This window comes from Streptomyces sp. NPDC093071 (assembly GCF_044754545.1).
Classification (GTDB): Bacteria; Actinomycetota; Actinomycetes; order Streptomycetales; family Streptomycetaceae; genus Streptomyces.
Genome location: NZ_JBIVPH010000003.1, coordinates 437,278 through 453,687 on the forward strand (window position 1 = coordinate 437,278; position 16,410 = coordinate 453,687).

A 16,410-nucleotide genomic window follows, 5' to 3' on the forward strand; every position below is an offset into this window, starting at 1 on the left:
CGTCCGTTCCGGTCAGGCCGTGCCGTCTCCCGACGCCTTCGCCCTCGTCCTCACCTTCGCGATGAGGGCGAGGGCGAAGTCGACGGCCAGGAAGAGCAGCAGGCTGATCCCGAGCAGCGGGACGAACCAGGCGACGAGCGCCGTGACCGCCGCGAGCGGGAGCAGCAGGGTGACCGAGACCTTCCGCCAGGCCCCGCGCGCCGCCGGCCGGCCCGGGCGGCGCAGCCACCACATCCGGTAGCCCCAGAGGATCATCAGGACGAGCGCGAGGGCGAGGACCGCGAGCAGCAGCTGGTTGAACAGGCCCAGGAAGACGCCCATGTGCGCGTCGATGCCGATCCGGGTGAGCTTCGCGAGCAGCGGGTAGTCCGCGAAGGCGAGCCGGTCGAGGACCGCGCCGTCGGCCGGGTCGACGGCCACCGAGTCCAGTTCGAGCGGGAACTGCGTGTCGGTCTCCTTGACCACGTACCCCTTGCCGTCGGCGGGCAGGGCCACCGAGATCCGCGGGCTGTCGATGCCGGCGGCGCGGGCCGCCTCGACGGCCCGGTCCAAGCCGACGTCCGGGCCCTGGGCGGTGGTGCCTCCGGAGTGGCCGCCGCCGTGGCCCTCGTGGCCGTCGGAGCCGGCGGGCGCGCCGTCGAGGGTCGCGGTGAGGGTGGGGGTCGCGCCCCCGAGGCCGTCCTGGACGGTGCCGATGTTCTCGCCCGCGTACCGCGACCAGGTCAGGCCCGTCGCGGAGAGCAGGACGAGGCCGGCGGCCGCCCACAGGCCGACCGAGCCGTGCCAGGAGAGGGTGCGGCGGCGGGAGGCCGGGCCGCCCTCGGGCACGAACAGGGCGCGTCGGTTCTTCCGGCGCCGGCCGATCCAGAGCAGCAGGCCGCCGAGCGCTATCACCCACAGCCAGCTCGCGGCGAGTTCGCTGTAGTTGCGGCCGAACTCGCCCAGGTGCAGGTCGCGGTGGAGGCCGTCGATCCAGGTGCGCAGCGGCAGGGCGCCGGAGCTGCCGTAGCTGGGCAGCTGCCCGCGGACGTCCCCGGTGTACGGGTCGACGAAGACGGCGAGCGAGGTGCCCTCGGGGGCGTCGGGGTCGGCCATCAGGACCCGGGTCGTCGCGCCGGGTTCGGCGCCGGGCCAGACGGCGGTGACGGTGCCGTCCGGGTTGGCCCCGCGGGCGATGTCCACCTGCCGGGAGAGCGGCAGGGCGGCGTCGCCGACGGGCACCTCCAGCTCGTGCGCGTAGACCACCTTCTCGGCCTGGTAGGAGAGCGCGTAGAGCAGGCCGCTGAGGGCGGCGACGAGGAGGAACGGGGCGACGAGGACGCCCGCGTAGAAGTGGAGACGGAGGAGGAGGGGGCGCAGGCCGCTCCAGGCGGTGGGCTTGCGGGGAGCGGAGGGCGGTTCCTGCACGGGGGTTTCGGGGCGTGCGGGATCGTCGATCGTCATGGGCGACTGTCCTGGGTTCTCGGTGCAGACAGGGGGAAGCGGCCCCCGGGTCAGACGTGTGCTCCGAGGACCGTGGCGCGGGGTGCGGACGGACGGGGCGGGCCGCGCCGGGACAGGGTGTGGGCGAGGACGACGGTGTGCGGCCGGTGGGCGTTCCGCCGCGCCCGGCGGACCGGGCCGCGCGGGGCGTCGGGGACGCGGACGAGCGCGCGCAGCAGGCGCAGCGGGGCGAAGGCGTACGCGAGGGCGGCGCGGGCGAGCGCGAAGAACGCGGCCTCTCCGTGGGCCAGCCAGAGGCCGCAGAGGAGCGCGGCGAGGAGGTGGACGGCGACCATGCCGGGGCCGGAGGCGGTGACGGAGTCCACGACCTGGGCGAGGGCGGGGTCGAGGGCGGAGGAGGAGGCGGGGTCCAGGGCAGAGCCCGCTCCCTCGGCGCCCGCCGTGGGGACGGCGGTGCCGTGCAGGGTGTGCGTGGTGTGCGGGCCGTGCGTGGTGTGGTGAGCGCCCGTCGTGGATCCGTGGGCGCCCGTCGTCGAGAAGAGGACGTGGAGCGCGCCCTGGAGGGTGAGGAGCGCGCCCGCGATGGCGGGCGTGCCCCGGCGGCGGCCGGCCGCGGCCCAGGCGACGGCGGCCGTCACGGCGAAGGCGCCGAGCAGCGCGGTGGCCGGGAGCCGGTGCGCAGACATGGACGAATGCCCCACGGCGGCCAAAGCCACGCACACCACCGCGAAGAGCGCGGCTCGCAGGGCGCGCAAGGGCGACCGGGCATCCGTCATCGCCCGCCATGGTGCCATCCCGCCATCCGGCGGGACAGACCCCCTCCCGATGTCCGGTCCCCCGCCCGTTTCCGCCCCCGGCGGAATCCTCCGGGAGCGGAAACGCTGGTCCCGTCCCGAACGGCGGGGGCAGGCTTCGATCATGAAGCTGCTGATGCTCGGAGGCACGGAGTTCGTGGGTCGCGCGGTCGTCGAGGACGCGCTCGACCGGGGGTGGGAGGTGACGGTCTTCCACCGGGGACGGCACGCTCCCCCGCCGGGGGTCCGGTCCCTGCTCGGGGACCGCGCCGCGGGTCCGGAGGGCCTCGCCGCCCTCGCGGGCGGTTCCTGGGACGCGGTCGTGGACACCTGGTCGGCGGCCCCCTCGGCGGTGCGGGACGCGGCGCGGCTGCTCGCGGACCGGGCCGGGCGGTACGCGTACGTGTCGAGCCGTTCCGTGTACGCCTGGCCCCCGGCGGCCGGGCTCGGGGAGGACGGTCCGCTGGTGGCGGGTTCGCCGGACGACGGGGACGTGCCGTACGGGGAGGCCAAGCGCGGGGGCGAGCTGGCCGCGGAGGCCGCCTTCGGCGCGGACCGGACGCTGCTCGTCCGCGCGGGCCTGATCCTCGGGCCGTACGAGAACGTGGGCCGGCTTCCCTGGTGGCTGAACCGGATCGCGCGCGGCGGCCCGGTCCTGGCCCCCGGGCCCGAGACGGCGCCGATCCAGTACGTGGACGTGCGCGACCTGGCCGCGTGGACGCTGGACGCGGTGGAGGCGGGGCGGTCGGGGCCGTACAACCTCGTCTCGCCGCCCGGGCACACCACGATGGGCGGGTTCCTCGACGCCTGCGTCCGGGCCACCGGTTCGGGCGCGGAGCTGCGCTGGACCGCGCCGGAGGAGCTGGTCGCGGCGGGGGCGGAGCCGTGGACGGAGCTGCCCGTGTGGCTGCCGCCGGGTGAGACGTACGACGCGATGCACACCGCGGACGTGTCCCGCGCGCTGGCGGCCGGGCTGCGCTGCCGGCCCGTGACGGAGACGGTCGCGGACACCTGGGCCTGGCTGGAGTCCCTCGGCGGGACCGCCCCCCAGCGCCCGGACCGCCCGGGCCCCGGCCTGTCCCCGGAACGGGAGGCGGAGGTGGTGGCGGCGCTGGGCCGGGGGTGAGGGGCCGGGGGTGAGGGGCCGCGCGGAGGCCGTGGCGGGGCCCCTACTCCGTCCCCGGCGCGTCCAGGGCCTTGAGGACGTGTTCCAGTTCGTACGGCATGACGGCGATGAGGACGGTGCCCTCGGGGGAGGCGCACTCGACGATCCGGGAGCCGCCGTTGATGGTGATCGCCTCGCGGACCGTGGGGACGCGCAGGCCGACCCGGCGCAGCTCCGCCGGGAGCGACAGCGCCGCCCCGGCCCTGCTGCCGGGCTCCCAGGTCATCCCGGCGGGACCGATCACCATCCGGCCCCGCAGCCAGCGGCCTTCGCGCGCGGGGTGCCGCACCATGCAGGGGACCCCGATCTCGTCGCCCCGCTCGGCGTCCTCCGCGCGCTGCCGCACCTTGCGGCGGATCAGCCAGGTCACCAGGGCGCCGGCCGCGAGGGCCGCCAGTACGTCGATCACCCGGGCATTCAAGCAGCCCCGGTGACCCGGGGGCCCGGTGACCCGGGGGGCCCGCCAGGACCTGCCCGCACCGGCGTGATCCCTTACGGTCGACGGGAAGGGCCCGAAAGGGTCTGAAGGGTGCGAAGGGCACGAACCGGAGGAGTCGACGTCATGGCCGCCATTCCCGCCGTCTCCGTCGCCAACCTCCGTGACCTCGGAGGCCTGCCGCTCGCGGGCGGGCGTACGGTCCGTCCGGGGCTCGTGTTCCGCTCCGCGCAGCTCGACCGGCTCGACCCCGGCGATCACGCCGTGGCGGGCCTGGGGGTCCGCACGGTCGTGGACTTCCGGACGGACGCCGAGCGCGAGGAGCGGCCCGACCGGCTGCCGGCCGGCGCGCGGCTGCTCGTCGCGGACGTGCTCGCCGACTGGCTGGCCACCAGCGGGCTGCCGCCGGCCGCGCGCCTGAAGACGCTGCTCTCCCAGCCGGCCCTGGCCGAGGAGCACCTGGGCGGGGGCCGGATGCGAGAGGCCTTCGCGCGCACCTACCGGGCCTTCGTCTCCGCCGACTCCGCCCGCGCCTCCTACGCCGCCCTGCTCGCGGAGCTGGGCGCGCCGGACGCCGGGCCGCTGCTCTTCCACTGCACGGCGGGCAAGGACAGGACGGGGTGGGCGGCGACGGTCGTCCTGTCGCTGCTCGGGGCGGACGAGGAGACGGTCCGGGAGGAGTACCTGTCGGTCAATCCGGCGGTGCGGCAGGCGTTCGCGCCGATGATCGAGGGGTTCACGGCCCAGGGCGGCGACCCGGAGCTGGCGCTCGAACTGATCGGGGTGCTCCCGGAGTACCTGGACGCGGCGCTCGACGAGGTGGCGGTGCGGCACGGTTCGATGGAGAAGTACGTACGGGAGGGGCTCGGGGTGCCGGACGAGGTGACGGAGCGGATCCGGGAGCGGCTGGCGGCGGACGGGGGGTGACGGGGCGGATCCGGGAGCGGCTGGCGGCGGACGGGGGGTGACGGGGCCTCCCGGTGCGGTGGCCGTCCCCCGCCGCCGGGGTGACCGGCCGCCGGGGTGACCATCGGAAGAATCGCTCGTTCTGCTGAACGTGAGCACCCAGGATCTCGACCCCTCCCCCACGGGTCCCGTCGACGTCGAGCAGGCCGAGGCCGCGCTCGTCGAGCGCTATCCGCGGCTCGTCCGCATCGCCTATCTCGTCCTGCCGCCCACGCTCGGCCGCAACCGCCGGGTGCTGACCGCCCACGCGCTCGTCCAGCGCTCGCTGCCGCGCCGCCGGGTGCCGGGGCCGCGGCGGGCCGAGGACGCGGTCGATCCCGGGTACGCGTACGTACGGGGGGAGGTGCTGCGGCAGGCCCTGGTCGCCGGGCTGCCGCTGCGGCGGCTGGCGCTGCCGCGCCGGGCGCAGTTCCCGCCGCTGCTGCCGCACGTGTGGGGGCTGCGGCTGTTCCCCCGGGTGGGCGGCGCCGACGAACTCGCCCTGGACCAGCGGCTCTCCCGCCTCTCCGGCCCCGGCCGCGCGGCCTACGTCCTCCGCGGCCTGGAACGCCAGGGCGACCCGGAGGTGCTGCGCGCCCTGGCCTCGGCGGGGGTGGAGGACCCGGCGGCGGCTTTGGCGGAGGCGGACGCGGTGGACACGGTGGACACGTGGGACGTGTCGGGGGGCGGGGCGGACGCGGGGGGCCCGGGTGCCCCCGCCGTCGACCGCCCCTCCGTGGTCGGCGGGCAGGGGCGCCGGGGCGGCGGGCCCGGGGCGGCCGGGGGCCCGGACGTGCCGGGCACGTCAGGTGCCGGTGGCCCGGCCGGCGCCGGGCTCGGACGTACCGAAAGGTCCGAGCGGGTCGGCGAGCAGGGCGGCCCGGGGAGGACCGGGGGCCGGGTCGGACGGCCGGGTGGGCCTGGTGGGCCTGGTGGGCCGGAACGTGGCTTGGGGCTTGGGCGTTCGGTGCCGGGCGCGGGGAGCACGGCGGGGCCCGGACGCCCCGCATCCGGTGCGGGAAGCGCGGCGGAGCCCGGATACGCGGCACCCGGCGCGGGGGCCGAGACGGGATCCGGGCGTCCGGCGGTCGGCTCAGAGGCCACGGCGGGCACCGGACGCCCGGCGTCCAGCGCGGAGGCCGCGGCGGAATCCCGGCGTCAGGCGTCCGGTGCGGGACCCGCAGCGGGAGCTGGGCGGCAGGTGCCCGGTGCGGAGACGACAGCGGGGCCCTGGCATCGGGCGCCCGGCGCGGGTGCCACGGCGGGATCCGGGCGTCCGGCGCCGGGTACGGGGATCACAGCCGGGTCCGGGGGCCCTGCACCCGGTGCGGAGGCCGCAGCAGGCCTCCGGCAGCCCGGCGCCGGGGCCCCGGGGGGACCGCTCGGGGGAACGTCCCCCCGGCGTCCCCGGCTCAGTGGTGCCGCCCTGCTCGAATCGGACGAGTTCGATCCCTGTGCGTTGCAGGCGCGGCCGACCGATCTGTTGCGGCGGCGGCAGCACGTGCGGGCCGGGGTGACGGCCGTCGTGGCGTTGGTGGTGTGCGGGGCGCTGCTCGGGCTGCCGGGGGACGGGTGGGGGCGGGACGGTGCCGCGGCGCCGTCGTACGCGCGGAATCCCGCCGCCGAGGCCGCGCTCGATCCGGCCGCCGTCAAGCGGGTCGGTCCGGCGGTCTGGCCGGGGGCCACCCGGCGGGACTTCTCCGTGTGGCCCGCGCGCGGTGACCTGGCCGGGGACCGTGCGCTGCTGCGGCGGGCCCTCGCCGTATGGGCGCGGCCCGGAGGCGCCGTGCAGTCGTCCGCGACGCCGGGGACCCCCGTCGGGCCTCCGATGGGGCCGCCCCAACTGCTGTTCGCGGGCCGGGTGGACGCGGTGCGGGTGGTGCTTTTCCACGACGGGCTGCGGGCCGTGCGGTACGCGGAGCCGGTGGAGGGGACGGCGGGCGTCGCGCTCGACTTCGCGCGGACGGACGGGGCCGACGCGGTCGGCTCGACGGCGCTCGTCGTGTCCCGCGCGGCGGGCAACGTCCGCTACCTCACGGCCCCCTGGGTACGGGAGACGGCCGTGCGGAACCTGCTGCTGCCCGCGAAGGAGCCGTACGCCCTGGCCCGGGACGCGCACGGCGTCACCGACCCGGTGCCGAGTCCGGCGCAGGCGAAGGGCTGCACCCGCTGGAACACCCTCCAGACGCGGGACGGTTCGGGCCTCCGGCTCTTCACCGACCTCGGCGAGCTGGCGCCCGCCCGGCTCCTGTGGGGCCGCCCGGCCGCCCCGGCGGACGCGACCGGGCCGGAGGCGCGGGAGGCCTGGGCGCGGACGGCCTGCCAGCTGACGACGGTGCGGGCGCACGGGGTGCGGTCGGTGAACGCCTGGCGGTTCGCCCGGCAGCGGCTGCCGGAGGGCGCGGGGCTCGGCGCCTGGCTGTGCACCCGCGCGGAGACCTGGCGGGGCACGGGCGACCGGGTCCTCGCCCAGTTCCTGGTCCCGTCGCCGGAGGTGCCGGCGGCGCTCGCGGCCCGCTCCGAGGGCTCGCCGGCCTGCGGGGTGCGCGATCCCCGGGTCCTGGCGGGCGTGCTGTGGCAGGCGCCGGGCGGCAACCGGTACGTCCTGGCGGCGGGCTCCCCCGACTTCGCGTCCCTGGAGGTCTCGGGCGGGGTGGAGGGCCGCACGGACGGCCCCGTCCTCGCCGTGCGGGCGGGCGCGGGCGCCGAGGCGGACCTGGACGGCACCCTGCGGGACGGGACGCGGAGGGCCGCGCTGCGGTGAGGGGTGCGGGGCCGGGCCCGGGCTCTCCCCCGCACCCGGGTCCGCGTCCGTGCCCGGGCCCTCCCCCGCACCCCTCCCCCTCCCAAAAAGAAGCCGCACGCACCTGTTCCCGTCGCTTACCCCTCAGTACATTGACGGCATGTCTAATACGCAGCCTGCACCGGTGGCGTCGGAGCACGTCGAGCTCAAGGCCCGCAAGGTCTCCTTCGACTGGGAGGAGACTCCGCTCCACTGGGTTCCGGGCGATCCGTTCACCACGCACACCATCAACGTGCTGCACCTGCTGCTCCCGGCCGGCGAGCGCTGGTTCGTGCACGTCTACAAGCAGGCGCTGCCGTACATCACGGACGACCGGCTCCGCGAGGACGTCATCGGCTTCATCGGCCAGGAGGCCATCCACTCCCAGGCCCACGACGACGTCCTGCCGCACCTGCGGAAGCAGGGCCTCGACCCCACCCCGTACACCGCGCAGGTCGACTGGTTCTTCGAGAAGCTGCTCGGGGACCGCGCCCTGCCGCCGGGCCGGGCGCGCCGCTGGTGGCTGATGGAGCGGGTCGCGGTCATCGCCGCCATCGAGCACTACACCGCCTTCCTCGGCGACTGGGTGCTCAACGCCGACGAGCTCGACCGGATCGGCGCCGACCCGACCATGCTCGACCTGCTGCGCTGGCACGGGGCCGAGGAGGTCGAGCACCGCTCGGTCGCCTTCGAGCTCTTCATGCACCTCGACGGCGGCTACCGGCGCCGCGCCCGCACCTGGGCCGTCGCCTTCGGCGGGCTCGCCTTCTTCTGGCAGCGGGGCGTCCGCTTCTTCATGGAGAACGACCCGAGCCTCTTCGACGCCAAGCCCTCCCTCGCGGACTTCGTCCGCCGGGGGCGGCGGGGCGTGCTGCCCTCCACCCCGGCCATGCTGCGCTCCATACCGCGCTACCTCAGCCGCTCCTACCACCCCTCCCAGGAGGGCGACACCGCGCAGGCCGTGGCCTACCTCGCCTCCTCCCCCGGCGCCAACGGAGGCCACTGATGGCCCGGTTCGCCGCCGTCGCCCTCGCCGCCGGGGCCGCGCTGCTCGTCCGCCGCGCCGTCCGCAGCCGCATGTCCACCGCCCCGCTGTGGCCGATGCCCGCCCTGGACGAGCCGGTCTCCGGATACGGCCGGGGCCGCACGGTCCCCCTCAAGGCCCTGGTGACCGGCCGCTCCACGCCCGCCGAGGGCGTCGTGGAGCTGCGCCTCGAAGGCTCCGGGCTGCCCGCCTGGCAGCCGGGCGCCCACATCGACCTGGTCCTGCCCTCCGGGCTCGTCCGGCAGTACTCGCTCTGCGGCGACCCCGCCGACGCCGGCGCGTACACGGTGGCCACCCGGCTGATCGAGGCCGGGCAGGGCGGCCGGGGCGGGTCGCGGGAGGTCCACGAGCAGCTCCACGAGGGCGTGGAGGTCGAGGTCCGGGGCCCCCGGAATCGCTTCCCGCTGGTCGACGCGCCCGCGTACGTCTTCGTCGCGGGCGGCATCGGCATCACCCCGCTCCTGCCCATGCTGCGTGCCGCCGAGGCGGCCGGGACGGACTGGCGGCTCCTGCACTGCGGCCGGAGCCGCGCCACCATGCCGTACCTCGCCGAGACCGAGGCGCTGGGCGGCGGGCGGACGACCGTGGTCGCGGAGGACGAGTCCGGCCTGCCCGACCTGGGTTTCCTCGGGGACCTGCCGGAGGGGGCCGTCGTGTACTGCTGCGGTCCCGACGGCCTGATGGACGCGGTCGGCGCGGCGATGCCCGAGGGCCGGACCCCGCGCCTGGAGCGCTTCTCGGCGTCCGCGACGACCGGCGGCAGCGCCTTCGAGGTCGAACTGCGCCGCTCCGGCCGCACGGTGGCGGTGGCCGCCGGCCAGTCGCTCCTGGACGCGGTCCGCACGGAGCTGCCGGACGTCTCGTACTCCTGCCGGCAGGGCTTCTGCGGGACCTGCCAGCAGCGGGTCCTGGAGGGCGAGATCGACCACCGGGACGAGCTGCTCACGGACGCCGAGCGGGACGACTCGATGCTGATCTGCGTCTCGCGCTGCGCGGGGAAGCGGCTCGTGCTCGACCTGTGAGCCCCGGCCCCTAGGGGAGGACCAGCCAGTCCAGGGCGAGCGCGGCGAGCAGGCCGCCCACCAGGAGCCAAGTCCCCAGGCGGGTACGGCCGTTGCGGGAGAGCTCGATCACGACCCCGCAGAGGATCATGGCGAGTCCGTACACGCCGACGACCAGGACGGACGTACGGCTCGCGAGGCGGACGACGAGGACGACGGCGAGGGCGACGAGGAGCACGGAGGCGGCGGCGACGCGGAGGCGCCTCGCCTGCTTGGGGGTGAGGCCCCCGGTGGGCCGTCCGTCGGCGTCGTCGACCCCGTCGTCCTCCTCGTCGAGTCCGTCCTCGTCGAGTTCGCCGCCCTCTTCCTCGTGCGGTTCGGCGGGCTCCCGTATGCCCGGGGCTTCGGACGTCCCCGCCGCGTCGGGGACTTCGGGGGCTTCGGGGACTTCCGCGGCCCCGGCGGGCTTCGGGGCCCCGGGGGCCTTCGGGGTCCGGGTCGCCGGGGTGTCCTGGTCGGAAGCGCTCATGGGGCAGGAGCGTAACGGACACCATTAGGCTGTTCGCATGACGACCGGGGTGCGCCGCAGGATGGGCGTCGAGGAGCGCAAGCAGCAGCTGATCGGGGTGGCCCTCGAACTCTTCGGCCACCGCTCTCCCGACGAGGTGTCCATCGACGAGATCGCCGCGGCCGCGGGCATCTCGCGACCGCTGGTCTACCACTACTTCCCCGGCAAGCAGAGCCTCTACGAGGCGGCCCTCCGGCGGGCCGCCGACGAGCTGGCGGCCCGGTTCGTGGAGCCGCCCCGGGGGCCGCTGGGCGCCCGGCTGCTGCGGGTGATGGGCCGGTTCTTCGACTTCGTGGACGAGCACGGCCCCGGTTTCGCGGCGCTGATGCGGGGCGGCCCGGCCGTCGGTTCCTCGACGACGAACGCGATGATCGACGAGGTGCGGCAGGCCGCGTACGAGCAGATCCTCGCGCACCTGGAGGTCGAGGAGCCCTCGGCCCGCCTGGAGTTGGTGGTCCGCTCCTGGGTGTCCCTCGCCGAGTCGACGGCGCTGCTCTGGCTGGACGGGCGGCGGGTGCCGCGCGCGGAGCTGGAGTTGCAGCTCGTGCACGACTTCGCGGCCCTCGCCGCGGTGAGCGCCGCGTACGACCCCGGGATGGCGGAGATCCTGGTCGGCATCCTGGCCGACGAGCCGGCCGACGGCCCCTTCGGGGACCTGGTGGCCCGGCTGGCCGCGCTCGCCCCGGCCCCCGCCCCGGACGCCCTGTCCGCCGTGCCCGACCAGCGCTTGCCGTAGGGCGGTCCGGGGCCGCGAACCGCCGTGCCGCCGATGGGGAGCCGGAAAGGCCCGCCGCCGACGGCACGCACGTCCTACGGGGTGACCCGGGGGGGCGGGTGCGCCTCCCGGGAGCCGGTCAGCCGGCCTTGAACACCGCCGCCGTCCGCGCCGGGACCGTGAAGGTGCCCGAGTCCTTCGCGTAGGAGGCGGTCTTCACGACCGCGTCGGAGCCCTTGGCCTGGACGGGGTGCAGGCGGTAGCCCTTGCCGGCCAGGTCGGTGACCTTCTGCTGCTGCGGCCCCGGGGTCGCGTTGAGGACGACGACCAGGTCGCCCAGGCGCATGGTGATCACGCCGGGGGTCTCGTCGCGGCCGGAGAGCGGGAAGGTCAGGGCCGACCGGACCCGGTCGGCGGTGGCCAGGGAGAAGACCGGTTCGGTGGTGCGGATCTTCTGGAGGTCCCGGTAGGCGGCCGAGGCGCCGTCGATCTGCGCGCAGCCGACGGTGAGGGACGGGTTCGTCAGGAGGGGCTTGCCGAAGCCCCACTTGGGCTGGTTGTCGGCGGCGGGCGGGAGGCCCCGGCCGAAGCCGTTGCCGTCGCGGCAGTCCCAGTGGATGGCGTTGAACCAGTCGCCGCTGTCGTACGAGTTGCGGTCCAGGGACTTGGAGCGCAGCAGGTCCGATCCGGCCTGGGAGAGCGCCGGGCCCTGCGAGAGGGTGGCCGTCGCCATGGCGAGGACCTGGGCGCGGGCCCGGTCGGCCGGGGACGTGCCCGCCGGGAGCTTGAAGGCGAGCGCGTCGTACAGGGACTCGTTGTCGTGGGCGTCGGCGTAGGCGAGGGCGTCGCCGGGGGCGGCCGCGTAGCCGGCCGGGGAGCCGTTGTAGTCGACCTCGGAGCCCTTGACGGTGCGGCCGGAGGTGTCGGTGAAGGTGTAGTCGGCGAGGTTGCCGGTCAGGCCGACCTTGATGAGGTCCTGGTAGTGCAGGAGGCGGGCCTTCTGCTCGGCCGGGGTGCCGTTGGCGGCCGAGGCGTTGGGGTCGGTGTAGAGGCCGGAGGCGAAGCCCTGGACGCCCGGGTCCTCGTCGAAGGGGCCGCCGCCGCGCACGGCGTCGCGGGCCCGGTCGGAGAAGGTCGCGATGCCCGTCCCGGCCATGTTCTTCTGGGTGGCCTGGACGAAGCGGGCGTCGTCGGCGACCTCGCCGAAGTTCCAGCCCTCGCCGTAGAGGACGATCGCCTTGCCGTCGACGCCGTCCTTCGCGACCGTCAGGGCGTCGAGGGCCTTGCGGACGGCGAGGACGTTCTCCTTCGGGTGGTGGCCCATGAGGTCGAAGCGGAAGCCGTCGACCTTGTACTCCTTGGCCCAGGTGACGATCGAGTCCACGACGAGCCTGCCCATCATGGCGTTCTCGGGCGCGGTGTTGGCGCAGCAGGTGGAGGTGGTGACGGCGCCGTCGGCGTCGAGCCGCTGGTAGTAGCCGGGCACGATCCGGTCGAGGACGGACTTGTCGGACTGTCCGGCGGCGACGGTGTGGTTGTAGACGACGTCCATGACGGTGCGCAGTCCGTCGCCGTTGAGGGCCTGGACCATCCGCCGGAACTCGACGGTGCGGCGGGTGCCCTCGGGGTCGGTGGCGTAGGAGCCCTCGGGGACGGTGTAGTGCAGCGGGTCGTAGCCCCAGTTGAAGCCGTCCTTCGCCGCGGCGGCGGCGACGCAGGCCTGCTGCTCCTCGGAGTCGGGGGCGTACGCCTTCAGGTCGCAGGCCGGGGCGGTCTGGTCGCCCTTCTTCTCGGGGATGGTGCCGATGTCGAAGGCCGGGAGGAGGTGGACGTAGGAGGTGCCGGAGTCCGCGAGGTCGCGCAGGTGCTTCGAGCCCTTGCTGTCCTTGTCGGTGAAGGCCAGGTAGGTGCCCCGGTGGTCCGCGCGGGCCGTGGGGTCGGCGATCGAGAAGTCCCGGATGTGGAGTTCCTGGATCTGGGCGTCCCGCAGCGGTACGGCGGCGGGCTTCTTCAGCGTCTTCCAGCCGGTGGGGGCGAGCTTCGGGTCGGTGAGGTCGACGGCGAGGCTGCGGGCGGAGTCGGTGGTGAGGGCGGTGGAGTAGGGGTCGGTGACCTTGTTGGTGACGAGCTTCTGGACGGTGGGGGCCCAGACCTCCACCGCGTAGCGGTACGGCTTGCCGGTCCAGGACTTCGGGCCGGTGGCGGACCAGACGCCGGTGGTGTCGTCGCGGCGCATGGCGACGGTCCGGCCGTCGAGTTCGAGGTCGACGGACCGGGCGGTGGGGGCCCAGACGGAGAGGGTGACGCCGTGGCGGCCGAAGACCGGGCCGAGGGCGGTCTTCGCGGCCTTCTTCGCGTACAGGTCGTCGAGGACTCCGGCGGTCTGGACGCCGGTGGCGGCGAGCAGGGCGCCGTTGGCGGCGCGCTGGGTGGCGATCAGCTGGCCGCGCAGGGACTCGCGGGTCCGGTCGGCGTCGCGCGGGTCGACGGTGAAGGCCGGGTAGTCCTTGAGGTGCGGGTACTTCGCCTTCTGGGCGTCGGTGAGCGTCGCCCGGTCGAGCCGGAGCCACTGGCCCTCGGTGTTCAGGGCGCCGCCGGTGACGGCGATCCCGCCGTCCTTCGCGTACACCAGCTGCTGGCTGGTGGCGTCGGTGGCCTTCACCTTCCAGACGACGGTGTTCCGGTCGATCCACTGGGCCGAGGCCTTGGTGAGGTCGAGGTCGGGGGTGCCGCCGACGGTCGGCAGGAGGTACTTGGGCTTCCCGCCGAGCAGCCAGACCTCGTGGCCGTAGGTGGCGAGGTCGAGGGACTGGTCGGTGGGCAGGTCCTTCTGGTCGCCCTTGTGGAGGATGTACGAGAGGGAGGTCGCACCCTCGGCGAGCGGCACCTCGTAGACGGCGCCGTACGCGTCGACGCGGACGGGCATCAGGGGCTTGGACCAGTCGGTGGGCTGGGCGGCGCCGGTCCAGGTGTGCAGGCCCCAGCCGTCGTAGTCGCCGTCGGCGCGCTGGTAGTGCAGGACGGCCTTGGTCTTGTCCGGGGTGACGGGGGCGGGATTGGTGTCGGACTGGCCGTCCTGGCCCTGGGTGATCCAGACCTCGCCGGTGCGGCCGAGGTCGACGGTCCTCTGCGGGCCGTCGGCGGCGCCGTCCTTCTCGACGGTGTACGGGATCGTGGCGGCGCCCTCGGGGACCTCTACCCAGGCGAAGGCGCCGTGGGCGTCGCGGCCGGTGAACGCGGCCTCCTGGCCGGCGGCCTTCAGCTTCCAGCCGTCGTAGTTCCCGTCCGCGCGCCGGTAGTGGACGATCGCGTGGGTGCGCTCGACGGCGACCGGCTTCTCGGGGGCCGGGGGCGCGCCCGCCGTGGTGGCGGCGGTGGCGCTCGCGGTGCGGCCGGAGCCGTCGACGGCGACGGCCTTGTAGCGCAGGGGGGTGCCGGCGGGGGCGGTGACGTGCTGGGTGACCTTGTAGGGGGCGTGGTCGGCGGTGCCGAGGGTCTGCCAGCGGCCGTTGCCGACCTGGGCGGCGAAGACGACCCGGTTGAGGCCGCCGCCGGTGACGTCGGCGGAGAGCTCGACGGTGCCGGTGGCTCCGGCGGCGGGGGCCCTGAGGTGCACGGAGGGCTTCACGGCCGGGGCCGGGAGGGCCCGGTCGGCCTTGAGGACCAGGGAGGAGAGGGCCGGGACGGTGACGGTGACCTCGCCGCCCTCCGCCGCGACGGCGCCCCGGCCGCCGTACAGGGTGTGGAAGGCCGCCGAGTCGACGGGGATGGTGACGGTCTTGTCGGCGGTGGAGCCGTTGCTGGCGACGAGGTACTCGGTGCGCGCCTTCGCGTCCGTGCGGGAGAAGGCGTAGACGGAGCCCTCGGCGTACCGCTCCTGCTGGATCCCGTCGCGCAGGGCCGGGTGTTCGCGGGTGAGCTTCGAGAGGGCGGCGACGGAGCGGTAGACCGGGTGGCCGGTGTCGTACGCGTCGGTGGCGTGGGTGCGGTCGGTGCCGAGCTGGTCGTCGTCCAGGTAGTCGGCGGCCTTCGAGGCGAAGAGGGGCTGGCGGGCGTCCTTGTCGCCGCCGGCGCCGGTGAAGCCCTGCTCGTCGCCGGAGTAGATCACCGGGTTGCCCCGGGAGAGGAACATCAGCTCGTTGGCGAGCCGGGCCCTCTTGAGGAGTTCGGCGTCGGTGGCGTTCGGGTTGTCCTGCTTGAGGAAGGTGCCGATGCGGCCCATGTCGTGGTTGCCGAGGAAGGTCACCTGCTCGTAGGCGTTGGCCTTGTCGGTGGTGTACCGGTAGTCCTCGGCGAAGACCTTGGCGAGGCGGTCGGCCCCGGCGCCCTGGGAGGCGAAGGCGCGGGCCGCGTCCTGGAAGGGGAAGTCGAGGGTGGCGTCGAGCCGGCCCCGGGTGACGTAGGGGGCGGTGACGGCCGTGTCGGCGGAGTACACCTCGCCGAACATGAAGAAGTCCTCGCGTCCGCGCTTCTTCGCGTAGGCGTCGAGGGCGGTGGCCCACTGGGTCCAGAAGTCCAGGTCGACGTGTTTGACGGTGTCGATGCGGAAGCCGTCGATCTTGAAGTCGCGGACCCACTTCTCGTAGATCCGCTTCATGCCCTCGACGACCTCGGGCCGCTCGGTCCAGAGGTCGTCCAGGCCGACGAAGTCGCCGTACTCGGCGGACTCGCCGACCCAGGTGGAGTCGCCCCGGTTGTGGTACATCGTGGGGTCGTTGAGCCAGGACGGGACCTTGACGCCCTTCTCCGCCACCGGGGTGTAGGGGAAGGAGTCCGCGTCCACCCGGCCGACGGCGTTCCGGTCGTCGAAGGGGCGGCCGTCCTCGTCGAGGTAGGGGTAGGCGCCCTTGGGGCGGTAGCCGTACTTCTTCTCGGCGTAGTCGACGGTGTCGGCGGTGTGGTTGGTGATGACGTCGAAGAAGACCTTCATGCCCTTGGCGTGGGCGGCGGCGATCAGCCGCTCCAGGTCGGCGTTGGTGCCGAAGTGGGGGTCGACCTGGGTGAAGTCGGTGATCCAGTAGCCGTGGTAGCCGGCGGAGGCGTTCTCGCCCTCGCCCTGCACGGGCCGGTTCTTGAAGATCGGCGCCATCCAGATGGCGGTGGTGCCGAGGCCCTTGATGTAGTCGAGCCGCTGGGTCAGGCCCTTGAGGTCGCCGCCCTGGTAGAAGCCCTTGTCGGCGGGGTCGAAGCCGGTGCGGGTGCGGCTGCCGGTGAGGCCGCCGCGGTCGTTGGACGGGTCGCCGTTGGCGAAGCGGTCGGGCAGGACGAAGTAGAACTGCTCGCGGGTGAGGTCCTGGCGGGCGGGCTCGGCCGCGAGCGCCCGGTCGGACGGCGGGGCCGGGGGCTTCGGCGCGGCGGTCGCGGGCACGGCGGGCACGAGGGCCGCGCACAGGGCGGCGGCCAGTGCGACCGCCGTTCTCTTGCGTATCACGGGGAGTCTCCCTGGAGGTACGGGAAGAGGGGGCCGCCCCGGACGGGGCGGCCCTTGCGGTGCGGGATCAGCGGGTGGAGTACGG

Annotated in this window: 11 protein-coding genes; 6 read left to right on the plus strand and 5 right to left on the minus strand. The window is 75.1% G+C overall.

The genetic code is table 11. From position 1 onward, the window contains the following. Positions 1 to 12: 12 nt before the first annotated feature. Together ACIQD7_RS13275 and ACIQD7_RS13280 are read right to left on the minus strand one after the other, a co-directional pair. On the minus strand, positions 13 to 1,443 hold the full coding sequence (locus ACIQD7_RS13275) for a PepSY-associated TM helix domain-containing protein (RefSeq protein WP_402441631.1): 1,431 nt from the start codon (positions 1,441 to 1,443) through the stop codon (positions 13 to 15). 50 nt (positions 1,444 to 1,493) lie between these two features. Further along, positions 1,494 to 2,129, minus strand: a complete 636-nt coding sequence (locus ACIQD7_RS13280) for a hypothetical protein (protein WP_402441632.1) — start codon at positions 2,127 to 2,129, stop codon at positions 1,494 to 1,496. Between the two features lie 232 nt (positions 2,130 to 2,361). Between ACIQD7_RS13280 and ACIQD7_RS13285 the strand changes: the two genes are divergently transcribed. After that, complete coding sequence (locus ACIQD7_RS13285; RefSeq protein WP_402441633.1) at positions 2,362 to 3,363, plus strand: NAD-dependent epimerase/dehydratase family protein; 1,002 nt, start codon at positions 2,362 to 2,364, stop codon at positions 3,361 to 3,363. A gap of 43 nt (positions 3,364 to 3,406) precedes the next feature. Here ACIQD7_RS13285 and ACIQD7_RS13290 read toward each other — a convergent pair whose 3' ends face one another. Continuing rightward, positions 3,407 to 3,811 (minus strand): hypothetical protein, encoded by a 405-nt coding sequence (locus ACIQD7_RS13290; RefSeq protein WP_402441634.1) that lies wholly within the window; start codon positions 3,809 to 3,811, stop codon positions 3,407 to 3,409. A 153-nt stretch (positions 3,812 to 3,964) separates the two neighbouring features. Here ACIQD7_RS13290 and ACIQD7_RS13295 point away from each other — a divergent pair, with 153 nt between their 5' ends. The 4 genes from ACIQD7_RS13295 to ACIQD7_RS13310 all read left to right on the plus strand — a co-directional run bounded on the left by ACIQD7_RS13295 (position 3,965) and on the right by ACIQD7_RS13310 (position 9,632). After that, on the plus strand, positions 3,965 to 4,765 hold the full coding sequence (locus ACIQD7_RS13295; RefSeq protein WP_402441635.1) for a tyrosine-protein phosphatase: 801 nt from the start codon (positions 3,965 to 3,967) through the stop codon (positions 4,763 to 4,765). A 130-nt stretch (positions 4,766 to 4,895) separates the two neighbouring features. Further along, a complete protein-coding gene (locus ACIQD7_RS13300) occupies positions 4,896 to 7,547 on the plus strand; it encodes a hypothetical protein (RefSeq protein WP_402441636.1) in 2,652 nt (883 codons plus the stop codon). Positions 7,548 to 7,686: 139 nt separating this feature from the next. Continuing rightward, positions 7,687 to 8,571 (plus strand): metal-dependent hydrolase, encoded by an 885-nt coding sequence (locus tag ACIQD7_RS13305; RefSeq protein WP_402441637.1) that lies wholly within the window; start codon positions 7,687 to 7,689, stop codon positions 8,569 to 8,571. Further along, positions 8,571 to 9,632, plus strand: a complete 1,062-nt coding sequence (locus tag ACIQD7_RS13310) for a PDR/VanB family oxidoreductase (RefSeq protein WP_402441638.1) — start codon at positions 8,571 to 8,573, stop codon at positions 9,630 to 9,632. The genes ACIQD7_RS13305 and ACIQD7_RS13310 overlap by 1 nt, the downstream gene beginning before the upstream one ends. A gap of 10 nt (positions 9,633 to 9,642) precedes the next feature. On the opposite strand, the gene ACIQD7_RS13315 is transcribed toward ACIQD7_RS13310, so the two are convergent. Next, positions 9,643 to 10,140 carry a hypothetical protein gene (locus ACIQD7_RS13315; RefSeq protein ID WP_402441639.1) on the minus strand — a complete coding sequence of 166 codons (498 nt, stop codon included), beginning with the start codon at positions 10,138 to 10,140 and terminating at the stop codon, positions 9,643 to 9,645. Between the two features lie 37 nt (positions 10,141 to 10,177). Between ACIQD7_RS13315 and ACIQD7_RS13320 the strand changes: the two genes are divergently transcribed. Then, positions 10,178 to 10,915, plus strand: a complete 738-nt coding sequence (locus ACIQD7_RS13320) for a TetR/AcrR family transcriptional regulator (protein WP_402441641.1) — start codon at positions 10,178 to 10,180, stop codon at positions 10,913 to 10,915. A gap of 118 nt (positions 10,916 to 11,033) precedes the next feature. Here ACIQD7_RS13320 and pulA read toward each other — a convergent pair whose 3' ends face one another. Continuing rightward, positions 11,034 to 16,325: a pullulanase-type alpha-1,6-glucosidase gene (pulA, locus tag ACIQD7_RS13325; RefSeq protein WP_402441643.1), complete on the minus strand. Its 5,292-nt coding sequence runs from the start codon at positions 16,323 to 16,325 to the stop codon at positions 11,034 to 11,036. Positions 16,326 to 16,410 lie beyond the last annotated feature (85 nt).